The sequence below is a fragment of the Pseudonocardia xinjiangensis genome, from assembly GCF_012911925.1.
GTDB classification, from domain to species: domain Bacteria; phylum Actinomycetota; class Actinomycetes; order Mycobacteriales; family Pseudonocardiaceae; genus Pseudonocardia; species Pseudonocardia xinjiangensis.
Map to the genome: position 1 here is coordinate 1 of NZ_JAAXKY010000043.1, position 12,374 is coordinate 12,374.

Here is a 12,374-nt window from a genome sequence, read left to right on the forward strand (position 1 = left end):
CGCTACCCCCACCCCCGCGATGAGGGGCACGCCGTCGTGCCCTCATGAGGAGCCCGGATGGCACAACACCCCACCGACGAGCCGACACGCGGACGCCACCGCACGGTCCACCCCGGGCTCCGCCACCCGGTCGTCGACCGACGCAGGTTCCTCACCTATCTGGTGGCGGGTTCGACGTTGACGGTTGCCGCGAAGCTCGGCGTCGACACCCTCGCCCCCGGGTCGGCGTCCGCCGTGCCGACGCCCAGCCTGCCCCAGCCTGCCGACCTGCAGGATCTCGGCGACGTCCTGATCCTGGCGGGAAGGCCGACCGATGCGCTGCTGTTCACGGTGGAGGTCACCGAGGACGGCCGGGTCCGGGCCGAGCTGCCCCGCATGGAGGTGGGCCAGGGCCTGACGACGGCGGTCGCGATGCTGGTCGCGGAGGAGCTCGACCTCCCGCTCGACCGGGTCGACATGCCACTGGCGCCGGCGCGGCCGGAGCTGCTGATGAACCAGCTCACGGGCGGGTCGAACTCGATCCGGTCGGTCTACGGGCCAGTACGCGCGGCAGCAGCGGCGGCCCGGGCCCGGTTGTGTGGAGCCGCGGCCGACCGCTGGGGCGTTGCGGCCGTGGGCCTGCGCACGGAAGGCGGCCGCGTCCTCGCCGCCGACGGACGCAGCGCCGGCTACGGCGAGCTCACCCGCCTCGCGGCGAGCCTGCCGATCGACGAGCTGGTGGCCCGGCCGAAGTCTCCGTCGGAGTTCACGCTCGTGGGCACGCCGCAGCCGCGGGTCGACGCCCGCGCCATGGTGACCGGCGCCTTCACCTACACGCTCGACCTGGACATCCCGGGTGCCACGCCCACCATGGTCCGCCGCCCCCCGACGATCAACGGCACGGTCGAGCAGGTGCACAACGAGGACGACGTCCGGGCCATGCCGGGCGTCCTCGACATCGCAGTGATCGAGACCGGGGTCGCCGTCCTCGCCGAGACGTTCGGCCAGGCACTCGACGCGGTGACCGCGCTGGACGTCAGCTGGGGTCCCGGCACCGTCGACGACCTGTCCGACGCGGCGATCCGCGACGAGCTGCGCCGGGCCACCGTTCCGCTGGTCCCCCCGATCTCCCTGCCGGACCAGCTGGACTTCGAGTTCGACTGGGCCCCCATCAGCCACGCGCCCATGGAGACCAACTCGGCGGTGGCCGACGTCCGCGGCGGGAAGGCCGAGATCTGGGGCGGTATGAAGTCACCGATCGTGGCCCAGCAGCAGATCGCGAAGGAGCTGGGCCTGCCGCCGGGCAAGGTCGTCTGCCACGTGGTGCAGGCGGGCGGCTCGTTCGGGCGCAGGCTCTTCTGGGACGGCCCGCTGGAGGCGGCGCGGATCTCCCATGCGACAGGCCGGGTGGTCAAACTGATGTGGTCGCGCACCGACGACATGCGTCACGGCCGGGCCAGACCGCCTGCGCACCACCGCTTCAGGGCCACTCTCGGGCCCGACACGGTGCTGCGGCTCGAGCACCACGCCGCGTTCGTCGAGACCGACTGGACGCACGGCCTCGGCGAGATCCTCACCGCGACCGCCGCGGAGCTGCCGGGCGGCAACCTCGGCTTCGCGCAGAGCGTCTTCACACTCACCGTGAAGAGCCCCTACAACTTCGGCGCCGTGGAGCAGGTGCTCACCGAGGCACCGATCAACATGCACACCGGCGCATGGCGCTCGGTCTACTCGGTGAGCTCGCGGGGGTGCGAGGAGATCGTCGTGGACGCGGTCGCGGCGAAGCTAGGCAAGGACCCCTACGAGTTCCGCCGCGCCTTCCTCAAGATCGACGCGCAGCGTGTTGTGCTCGACAAGGTCGCCGAGGAGGGCGACTGGGGCCGCTCGATGGACGACGGTTTCGCCCAGGGCATCGCGTTCCACGAGGAGTACCGGTCCCGTACCGCCTGCCTGGTGGAGGTCGACGGCCGTGATCCGCGCGCACCGCGCGTGACGAAGGCCGTGATCGCGGGTGACTACGGGCTGCCGATCAATCCCCGAGGGCTGAAGGCGCAGCTGCTCGGCGGTCTCACCGACGCGATCTCGGTGACGCTGCGGGCCGGCCTGCACATCGACAAGGGGCTGCCGCTGGAGGGGAGCTACTCGCAGTTCCACTACGCGCGCCAGGCGGACTCCCCCGCCGACGTGCAGATCTTCATCCTGCCGGGAGAGTCGGAGCCGGGCGGGGCCGGCGAGCTGGGTGTACCCGCCGCGGCCGGCGCGATCGCCAACGCCTACGCCCGCGCCACCGGCATCGCCCCGCGCAGCTTCCCGATCAACTTCCCGGTCGACTTCGAGCCTTTCCCCCGCTAGGAGGCACCGCCATGCCGAGCTACAGCTTCAGGGTCAACGGCCGTTCGGTCACCGTCGACGCCCCGGCCGACCTGCCCACCCTCTGGGCACTGCGCGACAAGCTGGGAGTCACCGGTCCGAAGTACGGCTGCGGGATCGACGTCTGCAAGGCCTGCACCAGCCACCTGGACGGCGAGGCGTTCAACCCCTGCGTCACGCCGGTGTCGGAGGTGGAGGGCCGCGACGTCACCACGATCGAGGGCCTCGCCGACGGCGACGAGTTGCACCCCGTGCAGGAGGCCTGGCTGGAGCAGGACGTCGCCCAGTGCGGCTACTGCCAGCCGGGCCAGATCATGGCCGCCGTCGCCCTGCTCAACAGGACCGCCGACCCGACGGACGCGGAGATCGACGAGATCGAGAACGTCTGCCGCTGCGGCACCTACTTCCGCATCCGCGAGGCGATCAAGAGCGCCGCGGCCAAGATGTGATCGCGTTCCGAACGGCGGACAGGGTCCGGAGGGTCGAACCCGTTCCGGTCGACACGAAGATCGTGAACCCGGCAGTGCTGGCGTACGTACTCCATTCGGGACGCCTCGGCGGCTCACCCGTTGATCAGCACGAAAGGCAGTTATGACCAACCACCCGTTCCGCTTCGGCGTCACCCTGCTCACCGTCGGCTCCCGATCGGGCTGGCGCGCTCGTGTGCAGGAGGTGGAGGACCTGGGGTACGACGTGCTTCAGGTGGCCGACCACCTGGGTCTGACCGCGCCGTTCCCGGCGCTGGTGGCCGCGGCCGACGTGACGAGCATCCGGCTGGGCACGTTCGTGCTCAACGCCGGCATTCTCAGCCCCGCATACCTGGCCCGGGACGTCGCCGACGTGCACCGCCTCACCGACGGCCGCCTCGAACTGGGGTTGGGCACCGGCTACGTCCCGACCGAGTTCGAGGCAGCGGGCGTGCCCTTCGGCACCGCGGGTGAGCGACTGCGCAAGCTGGAGACGACCCTGACGGAGACGCGTGCGCTGCTGGCGGCGGAGGCCGACCACCCCCAGCCGCCGATCATGCTGGGGGGCGCGGGCGAGCGCATGCTGCGTCTCGCCGGCCGCGAGGCCGACATCTTCAGCTTCTCCATCATGGCCGGGGTGACCCCGGGTGTCGCCCCGCAGGAGGCGCTCGCCCGCCGCATTCAGGTGCTGCGCGACGCCGCCGGCGACCGTTTCGACGACATCGAGCTGAACCTGTTCATCGCAGCGCTGGGCGAGAGCACCGAGAAGGTCGACATCGAGATCGTCCGCCAGGCCAGCGGTCTCCCCGAGGACCAGATCACCCAGCTTCCCGGCGTCCTGATCGGCTCGCCAGCCGAGGTCGCGGACCGGCTGCGGCGCTACCGCGAGGAGTTCGGACTCAGCTACATCAGCGTCCTGGAGCCGCACATGGCCGCGTTCGCCGAGGTCATCAAGCACCTGCGCTGACGGTCCGGTCCGGTCCGGGGCCCGGTGACGGTGGCGCTTGATCGTGCGGGAAGGGTCACACCCGCATAGGCTCCCCGCCGCCGGGCCGGACCGACCGGCTCGATGGAGGTGAGCCCGATGTGGGCGTTCTTCTCGGCGCGGCTGCGGATGTGGCTCATCCTGGCGGTCGCGGCACCGCTCGTGGGCTGGCTGCTCGGACGCATCGGCGATCTCATCGAGGCTCGGCGGGGACCGACCTCTGCGAGCCGGATGCTGAAGAAGGGCCGCGACTTCCTGGGGCGCCGCTCGCGCGGGCCGCTCGCTCCCCGGCCCACCGCCGACCGCACCGGCAGCCGCGACGCCGGCCTTCCCACGCGCTGACCAGGTGGCCTGCTACGTCCTGGTACACGGCGCCTGGGGCGGCTCCTACGGGTTCCGGCTCGTACGGCGGCTGCTCCAGGCCGACGGCCACGAGGTGTTCACCTCCGCCCTCACCGGCATCGGCGAACGCTCACACCTGACCGGCCCGCACGTCGACCTGTCGCTGCACGTGCTCGACGTCGTCAACGTGGTGCGCTACGAGGACCTCGACGACGTCGTGCTCCTCGGCTACTCCTACGGGGGCATGGTCGTCACCGGCGCGCTGGAGCACATCGGCGACCGTGTCCGCGAACTCGTCTACCTCGACGCGTTCGTGCCCGCAGACGGCGACAGCATCGCCTCGCTGAGTGGGCAGCCCCCCGCGGGACCGGTGGCGCAGATCGGAGCGCCGTGGCTCGTCCCGGCCGAGCCGCGGGAGTTCGATGACCCGGCGACGGGGGCGTGGTCGAACCTGCGCCGCACGGCGCAGCCGGTCGGGACGTTCACCGAGCCGGTCCGGCTCCCGGTGCCGCTGGAGGAGCAGCCCTTCGGCCGCACGTACATCCGGGCGACCGCCGACCCGGGCGGCCCCTTCGAGATACCGGCCCGCCACGCGCGGGAGAGCCCGGCCTGGCGCTACCACGAGATCGCGACGAACCACATGGTCCCGGAGAACCGGCCCGCCGAGCTCACCGCACTGCTCGGCGCGCTCGCCTGAGCGGGCTAGATTCTGATCATGGGGTCTGATCATGGATGAGCCGCCCGTCCACCGGTACCGCGCCCTCTGCTCGTGGTCCGGCTCCACCGCCGCGGGCTACGACCACTACGGACGGGCTCACACCGGCTCGGCCCCACCCGCCGGGGCGGAGCTGGCGCTGTCGTCCGACCCGGCGTTCCGTGGAGACCCGGCCCTGCTCAACCCCGAGCAGCTCGTGGTGCTCGCCGCCGCGTCCTGCCAGCTGCTGTCGTTCCTGGCCGTCGCCGCGAGGGCTCGCCTGGACGTGCGCGACTACCGCGACGACGCGACGGCCACGATGCCGGAGGCGCAGCGCCCGATCCGGCTCGCGGAGATCGTGCTGCGACCCCGGATCGTGCTCGCCGCCGGTCCGAGCGAGGAGCGCGTGCGTCACCTCGTGGAGGTGGCGCACCGCGAGTGCTTCATCGCCAACAGCCTCGCCACCCCCGTGCGCGTGGAGCCCGAGATCGAGTTCGTGGCTGCCGGATGATCCGGGCCGCGGGTGTCACGGCGCTGTTCGCCCTGGCCACAGCCGTCCTGTGGTGGGCGGTGTTCCCCGCCGACTGGAGCGTGGTGCCCACCCGCGACCCGAACACCCTCGCATCGCCGGTGCGCGTGAGCCACTGGGCGACGGCAGGCGCCGGGCTGGCCGTCCTGTCGGGAGCCGCCGGATACCTGCGGGGGGTGCGGGTGGCGCTGGTGAGCGTCGCCGCGCCGGCGGTGGTGCTGTTCTGCGTCTACAGCGCGGCCGCCGAGGTCGTCGGCGCGAACCTGTGGCCGGTCGGCGCCCTCTTCCTCGCCGTGCCACTGGCAGCGGGCGTCGCGGTCATCGCCGCGCTGGCGCGGCGCCTCCCGACCGGCGGGCGCTGACGTCCGGCTCGGCCCGCACTCACACCCGTTCCCAGGCACGGGCCGCGGCCGGGCCCGCGAACCCGCTCCCGAGGGTGCGGCGGCGCAGCGCGGGCACCGCGGCACACAGCCGGAACCAGCCGCGGGCCCCTGCCGTCGCCAGCACGCCCCGGGACAGGGCCTGCTCCGTCTGCGCCAGCACGTAGCGGACGGTCGCGGTGCCGTACTCCCGCATCTCGGACTCGTACTCACCGATCGCCGAGACGGTGTCGCGCTCACCGCGGGCGACCGCGCCCAGCAGGCGGCTGAGCAGGTGCGCGTCGCGCAGCGCGGTGTTGCCGCCGAGCCCCCCGACGGGCGGCATGAGGTGGATCGCGTCGCCCATGACCGTCACCGGTGTGGTCGGCCACGGCTCCCCGGGCTCCGCGGCGCGGAAGGCGATGGCGCTGCGGCTGCCGTGGTCCGACGCGGCCAGCGCGCGGCGCAGCTGCGGATGCCAGCCCGCGACGAGCACGTCGACCACGGCCCGCAGCGCATCGCTGTCGAGCTCGCTGACGTCGGGCGGGAGCAGGTCGGGACGGGTCACGAGAGCACAGAGCAGGTACGGCGCGGAGGAGCTGTCCGGCGGCTCGAAGACCGAGGTGAACAGGAAGCAGGGCGCGTTCACGTTGACGATGTTCATGCCCGTGCCGAGCCGTGACGGCAGTGCGGCGCGCACCTCGTCGGTGAGCCAGATCTTGTGTGCCACCCCGACCGCGCCGGCATCGACCGTGCGGATGTGGGGCAGGTACTGCCGGCGGACGCGCGACGAGGCCCCGTCCGCTCCGACCAGCACGTCCCCGACCGCGGTGCGACCGTCGGCGAACGACGCCTCGACCGTGCCGTCCGGACGCTGCTCGTAGCCGACGAACTCGGCACCGAACTGCACGACGTCCTCCAGGCCCGTCAGCAGGAGCCGGCGCAGCGTGGCCCGGTCGGCGGCGTAGTGGTTCTCCGCCGGGTCCGCGCCGTCGGGGTACATGACCGACTCCTCGACGACGACGAGCTCGTCCATCTGTTCGGTCAGGAAACCGAAGTCGCCGCCCGGCCCGGTGGTGGCCAGGAACTCCTGCCAACGGGCATCGGGCAGGCAGGCGTGCAGCGCTCGCGCCCCCACCGGGTTGACGTGGATCCGGTACCCCTCCCACCGGCTGCCGACGGCCTGGTCGCGCTCGTGGACCGCGACGTCGATGCCCGCCCGGCGCAGGCCTTGGGCGAGGCACAGACCGCCTATGCCGCCGCCGATGATGATCACCCGTCCTGGTGCGCTCACTGCCGCTCCCCCTCCGCGTTCCCGGATGCCCCGCCGATCAGCAGGGCCTCGAGCTGTTCGAACGCCTGTGCCGCGACCCGGGGGGTGAGCCGGACACCCTTGACCGTCGCGATCACGAGCTCGGTGGCGACCACCGGTTCGACGGGCCTCGCCCACACCCCTTGCGCGGCGCCGGCGGCCAGCACTCCCGTCAGCACCTCGCGCCACCCGGCCTCGTGGTGCTCCATCGCCGCGGCCACCGCCGGATCGCGGCGCCCCCTCAGGTCGAGCTCGGCCGTGACGACGAGGAGGTCGGGCCGGTCCTCGATCATCCGGCGGAGCGCCGCCAGGTGCTCGCGCAGCGCGGCGGCCGGCTCGGCGCTCTGCGGCGCCGCCGCCCAGAAGTGCCTCGTCGTGTACTCGGCGACCGCCCCGACCAGGTCCTGCTTGGTGGCGAAGTGGTGGTGCAGCGTCGAGTGGTCGATACCGACGTCCTCGGCGACCTGCCGCAGCCGCAGCCCCTCGAACCCCATCTCGGCAACACGCCGGAACGCCGCGGCGACCAGCTGGTCGCGTCGCTCCCCTTGTACTCCACCAACCACTTGGTTGACTGTACGGCACGGACGGCCGATCCGCACGCCGCGCGGATACAGTCGTGGCAAGGGGCGCTCGCACCGTCCGGATTGGGATGCGGAGAACGATGACCGACCGACTCGACCGCGTGTCCGAGCTGGACCGGAGCCTGCGGGCGTTCACCTGCGTCGGCACGTCGCCGGGCGCGTCGGACGACCGGCCGGACGCCCTCCCCCTGGGCGTCAAGGACCTGTTCGACGTCGCCGGCCTGCCGACCGCGCTCGGCACCGCGGCCCTGCCCACGCGGTTGGCTGAGCGCACCGCCGCTGCGGTCACCGCGCTCCAGCAGTGGCGCGCCGTGGTCGTCGGCAAGACCGTGACCAGCGAGTTCGCCTACTTCGGCGCGAGCGCCACCCGCAACCCGTGGCATCCCGCCTTCAGCGCGGGCGGCTCCTCCACGGGATCAGCCGCCGCGGTGGGCGCAGGCGTGATGCCGCTGGCGATCGGGACGCAGACCAACGGCTCGGTGGTGCGGCCCGCCTCCTACTGCGGGGTGGTCGGCTTCAAGCCCACGTACGGCTCGATCCCCACCGACGGACTGTGGTTGTTCGCGCCGAGCTTCGACACGGTGGGGACGTTCGCCCGCACGGTCTCGCTGGCCGGCACCGCCGCCGACGTGATGGCCGCGGGTCGCCTGGGTTTCCACGGCGGCACCGGGCCGCTCGACCTCGCGGGCCTGCGGATCGCGGTGGTCCGCACGCAGGACTGGTCGATGACCACCGACGAGATGCGCGCCGCGCTGGAGCGCACGGCGCGGCTGCTGGCGGAGGCGGGCGCGAAGGTGGATGAGCTGACCACCCCGCTCTGCGGCGAGGAAGGCCTCTCGCTGCACCGGACCATCTCGGAGTTCGAGGGCGCGGCCGGCATCGGGCGGCTGGGGATCGAGCGCACCGACCTGCTCGGTGCGAAGGTCCGCGAACTTCTCGAGCACGCCTGCACCATCAGCGCCGATACCTACGGCGACGCGCTCGCCCGGCGCACCGACCTCCTCGCCGAGTTGGACGGCACGCTCGCCACCGTCGACGCGGCGCTCACCGTTCCGGCGGCCGGTGCCGCCCCACCGACCGGTGACAACGGCGACCCCCGCTTCTGCACCAGGTGGAGCCTGGCCGGCACACCGGCGGTCTGCCTGCCCGCGACGCTGGGCGAACACGGCCTGCCCCTCGGCGTCCAACTCGTCGGCCGGCGCGGCACCGACGGGCGGCTGCTGCGCCTCGCCCTGTCGGTGGAGGAGCTACTGGGCTTCGCCCCGAACTATGAACGGCTCGCCGCGTGACAGTGGCCGCCGGCGTCTGACGGCGTCCGGCGTGCCGGCCTAGCCGGGTCGAGTCCCGATCACGACGGTGGCGCCCAGGTCCTCGGAGGCGACCACCCGCGCAATCAGCCCTTGCTCCGCCAGTGCGGCCGCGGCCTGCGGCGCCTGGCGCTCGCTCGTCTCGGTCAGCAGGTGGCCACCCGGCCTCAGCCACAGCGGCGCCGCGGCGGCCACCCGCCGCAGGATGTCGAGCCCGTCCGCACCGCCGTCGAGCGCCACCCGCGGCTCGTGGAGCCGAGCCTCCGGCGGCATCAACCTGATCGCCTCGCTGGGCACGTAGGGCGTGATCGCCACCAGGACGTCCACCCGGCCGCGCAGCACGGTGGGCAGCGGCTCGTAGAGATCGCCCTCGTAGACGTGACCACCGGCGTCAGCGAGGTTGCGCCGGGCGCACCGCACCTCGGCAGGGTCGATGTCGACGGCGTGCACCTCGACCCGCTCCAGGGCCGCGGCCAGCGCGACGCCCACGGCACCGGATCCGCAGCAGAGGTCGACGACGACCGTGGCGCCGGACCCGGCGACCCGTCCGAGCGCGGCGGCCTGCTGGACGAGGAACTCGGTGCGGCGGCGGGGCACGAAGACCCCGGGATCCACGGCTATCCGCAGACCGCAGAACTCCGCCCAGCCGAGGACCTGTTCGAGGGGCACGCCGGCGACCCGCCGGTCGACCATCGCGACGAGGTCGGCCGGGGTCCGGGCCGCGGAGCGGAGCAGGCGTGCCTCGTCCTCGGCGTAGACGCAGCCTGCGGCGCGCAGCGTGCTGACCGTGGCGGACTCGGGTTCCGGGAGAGGCACGGAGGAGGAAGAAGCTGACGGTGGTGCCGACATAGGAGCCTTTCGAGATGCCCGTGGGCGCTCCCTCGGTGACCTACGTCAGGTCGACCGCGCGGCCGTGGAGGGGGAGCACCCGGCCTGAACCAGCAGTGATCGGTCCCACCTCCTCGAACTGCGCACGTTCTCGTTGCAGCGTCCACCCTAACCACCGGCGGGGATCCTCATCCACGAGGGCGAAGTCTTTCCGTCCCCGAGCGGCCCGCACGGCCGATCGGGGGGCCCGGCCACCCGTCTGCCGTGCCGTCATCGCTCCTGCGACAGCCGCGCTGGGCGCTACGAGTGGCGGTGCGGCGCGAGCGGGCGAACCCGGACCGCTCTCACCCGGATTCTCGTCACACACCGTGCTTGCCGATCCAGCATTTTCTGCACCCGAATGGGTATTCCTGAACACAGGTGTGAAAGAAGTGTAACTGTCTTCTCCTGCCGTTGCCGCATCGAGCGACGTTCGTTAAGTCGCTGAGGAGTCAGATCCGTTTCCGACGGCCCCGAATTCATTCGGGTGCCGGCCTTCGGGACGTTCACCGGTAGGGAGAAACTTCGTGACATCGGCAAAACATTCGGCTCACCCAAACAGGCTGCGTGCCTCGCTGGGAGCCGTCCTGGCGGTGGGAACTGCCGCAGTCATGGTGCTCATGGTGGGTGTCGCGGGGATGTCGCCGGCATCGGCGCAGTCGGCCCAGGCGCCGGTCGGGTTGGGTACGGCCACGTCCTTCGCCGTGCTCGCGGGCTCGACGGTGACCAACACCGGCCCCTCGGTCATCTCCGGTGACGTGGGCGTCAGCCCGGGATCGGCGATCGTCGGCTTCCCGCCGGGAATCGTGGTCAACGGGGTCTTCCACGCGGCGGACGCCGTCGCGGCACAGGCTCAGGACGACCTGACCACGGCCTACAACGACGCCGCCGGGCGCTCCCCTGTCACCGCGGTCGGCCCCGAGCTCGGCGGTCTGACCCTGGCGCCGGGCGTGTACGGCGGCGGAACCTTGCAGATCACCGGCACGCTCACCCTGGACGCGCAGGGCGACCCGAACGCGGTCTTCATCTTCCAGGCGGCCTCCACGCTGATCACCGCGTCGGCCAGTGACGTCTCGCTGATCAACGGAGCGGACCCCTGCAACGTGTTCTGGCAGGTGGGTAGCTCGGCCACCCTGGGCACCGGCTCGGACTTCGTCGGAACCATCCTGGCGCTGACCTCGATCACCGCCCAGACCGGTGCCGACGTGCAGGGACGGCTGCTGGCCCGCAACGGTGCGGTAACCCTGGACACCAACACGATCACCCGGCCGGACTGCGACGTCGTCCCGCCGACGACCACCACCACCGCGCCGCCCACCACCAGCCCGACGGTGACGCCCCCGATCCCGCCGGTCGTCATCCCCCCGATCGTCATTCCGCCGATCGTCATCGGTCCGATCACCATTCCGGGAATCACGATTCCGGGAATTGGCGACGACCGGCCGAACTTCCCGAACTTCCCCGGCTTCCCGGGCTTCCCCGGCTTCCCCGGTGACCGCGACGACCGCGGAGACCGCGGAGACCGAGGCGACCGCGGAGACCGCGGCGATGAACGCGGCCGCGACGAGGGCCAGAAGGACAAGGACAAGGACGGCAACCAGAACGGACACGACAAGGACTCCCACAAGTCCTACGACAACGCCGAGTACAAGGACCACGACAAGGACAAGGACAAGAAGGACTCCCACGAGTCCCACTAGTGGCGGGGCTGCTCCGGCCACCCCCGGCGGAGCAGCCACATCCATCGCGCGCGTCGCACGTTGACACAGCGCACGGGACGTCACGAGGCCTGATTCGTCACCGCCTCACACGCCACCCCCGTCGGATCCCGGTTCCGGGTTCCGCCGGGGGTGGCGCTCGTTGTGGGTGGTTCCTCCGCTCAGGAGGCGCCGGGCCGGTCCAGGCCGGCTGCCAGCTCGGTGATCGCCTGGTCGATCTCCGCGCGCAAGGCGTCGAGCGGCGGGGTGTCGTCGGGCCCGGTGGCCCGGTCGAGCCACCGGTCGACGACGAGACGCAGAGCCGCGAACGCTGCTGCCGCGCAGAGAGCCGGGTAGATCGGCCCGGCGGGTGGAACGGCTGTCCCGGCCGGGTCCCCGTGGGGGTCGAGGCGCTCGGCGATCGCCTCGGCGAGTGCCTTCTCGGCCACGGCGAGGATGGCGAGCTGGTGCGGGACCAGGGAGGGCGCCTTGCGAACCAGCCGCAGTGCCTCGATGTGGTCGCGACCGGCCGCGTCGCTCTGGTCCATGACGACGAGCACCGCTTCGCGGATCGCCTGGAGCACCGACTCCGTTCGCGGCCGGGCCCGGAAGGCCACGATGACCGCGTCGGCGCCGGCCGCCGATGCGGCCACCACCGCGTCTTCCTTGCTGGGGAAGTGGTTGAAGAAGGTTCGCAGCGCGATGTCGGCTTCCGCCGCGATCTGTTCGACGGTGACGTTCTCGACGCCGTGCCGTACGGACAGCCGCAGCGCCGCGTCGCGAACGGCGGCCCGAGTGGCGAGCTTCTTCCGTTCACGACGCCCCACCACCGCCGCAGTCTCGCCGGCACGGGACTGCGTGCCCGGCGGCACGGAACCAGCCATC

13 protein-coding genes are annotated in these 12,374 nt (G+C 72.3%); 9 read left to right on the forward strand and 4 right to left on the reverse strand.

Annotation, left to right across the window (positions count from 1 at the left end; translation table 11 throughout):
* Positions 1–57 precede the first annotated feature (57 nt).
* From HF577_RS14990 to HF577_RS15020, 7 genes are all read left to right on the forward strand, one after another.
* Positions 58–2,331, forward strand: a complete 2,274-nt coding sequence (locus HF577_RS14990; protein WP_169396464.1) for a xanthine dehydrogenase family protein molybdopterin-binding subunit — start codon at positions 58–60, stop codon at positions 2,329–2,331.
* Between the two features lie 11 nt (positions 2,332–2,342).
* Positions 2,343–2,798, forward strand: a complete 456-nt coding sequence (locus tag HF577_RS14995; protein ID WP_169396465.1) for a (2Fe-2S)-binding protein — start codon at positions 2,343–2,345, stop codon at positions 2,796–2,798.
* Positions 2,799–2,940: 142 nt separating this feature from the next.
* On the forward strand, positions 2,941–3,783 hold the full coding sequence (locus HF577_RS15000) for a TIGR03621 family F420-dependent LLM class oxidoreductase (RefSeq protein ID WP_169396466.1): 843 nt from the start codon (positions 2,941–2,943) through the stop codon (positions 3,781–3,783).
* A 117-nt stretch (positions 3,784–3,900) separates the two neighbouring features.
* Positions 3,901–4,143, forward strand: coding sequence for a hypothetical protein (locus HF577_RS15005; RefSeq protein ID WP_211174305.1), 243 nt, complete (start codon positions 3,901–3,903; stop codon positions 4,141–4,143).
* A 4-nt stretch (positions 4,144–4,147) separates the two neighbouring features.
* Complete coding sequence (locus tag HF577_RS15010) at positions 4,148–4,840, forward strand: alpha/beta fold hydrolase (RefSeq protein ID WP_169396468.1); 693 nt, start codon at positions 4,148–4,150, stop codon at positions 4,838–4,840.
* Positions 4,841–4,871: 31 nt separating this feature from the next.
* Positions 4,872–5,348, forward strand: coding sequence for an OsmC family protein (locus tag HF577_RS15015; protein ID WP_169396469.1), 477 nt, complete (start codon positions 4,872–4,874; stop codon positions 5,346–5,348).
* Positions 5,345–5,728 (forward strand): hypothetical protein, encoded by a 384-nt coding sequence (locus HF577_RS15020; protein WP_169396470.1) that lies wholly within the window; start codon positions 5,345–5,347, stop codon positions 5,726–5,728. Before HF577_RS15015 ends, HF577_RS15020 begins: the two co-directional genes overlap by 4 nt.
* 19 nt (positions 5,729–5,747) lie before the next feature.
* Here HF577_RS15020 and HF577_RS39730 read toward each other — a convergent pair whose 3' ends face one another.
* Positions 5,748–7,019, reverse strand: coding sequence for an FAD-dependent oxidoreductase (locus tag HF577_RS39730; RefSeq protein WP_169396471.1), 1,272 nt, complete (start codon positions 7,017–7,019; stop codon positions 5,748–5,750).
* Positions 7,016–7,600: a TetR/AcrR family transcriptional regulator gene (locus HF577_RS15030; RefSeq protein WP_169396472.1), complete on the reverse strand. Its 585-nt coding sequence runs from the start codon at positions 7,598–7,600 to the stop codon at positions 7,016–7,018. The genes HF577_RS39730 and HF577_RS15030 overlap by 4 nt, the downstream gene beginning before the upstream one ends.
* 98 nt (positions 7,601–7,698) lie before the next feature.
* On the opposite strand from HF577_RS15030, the gene HF577_RS15035 reads away from it, so the two are divergent.
* On the forward strand, positions 7,699–8,907 hold the full coding sequence (locus HF577_RS15035; protein ID WP_169396473.1) for an amidase: 1,209 nt from the start codon (positions 7,699–7,701) through the stop codon (positions 8,905–8,907).
* Positions 8,908–8,946: 39 nt separating this feature from the next.
* Here HF577_RS15035 and HF577_RS15040 read toward each other — a convergent pair whose 3' ends face one another.
* Positions 8,947–9,774 (reverse strand): putative protein N(5)-glutamine methyltransferase, encoded by an 828-nt coding sequence (locus tag HF577_RS15040; protein ID WP_169396474.1) that lies wholly within the window; start codon positions 9,772–9,774, stop codon positions 8,947–8,949.
* A 611-nt stretch (positions 9,775–10,385) separates the two neighbouring features.
* On the opposite strand from HF577_RS15040, the gene HF577_RS15045 reads away from it, so the two are divergent.
* A complete protein-coding gene (locus HF577_RS15045; RefSeq protein WP_211174306.1) occupies positions 10,386–11,492 on the forward strand; it encodes an ice-binding family protein in 1,107 nt (368 codons plus the stop codon).
* Positions 11,493–11,671: 179 nt separating this feature from the next.
* Here the strand turns inward: HF577_RS15045 and HF577_RS15050 are convergent, their stop codons facing one another.
* Complete coding sequence (locus HF577_RS15050) at positions 11,672–12,373, reverse strand: TetR/AcrR family transcriptional regulator (protein WP_169396475.1); 702 nt, start codon at positions 12,371–12,373, stop codon at positions 11,672–11,674.
* Between the last annotated feature and the right edge of the window lies 1 nt (position 12,374).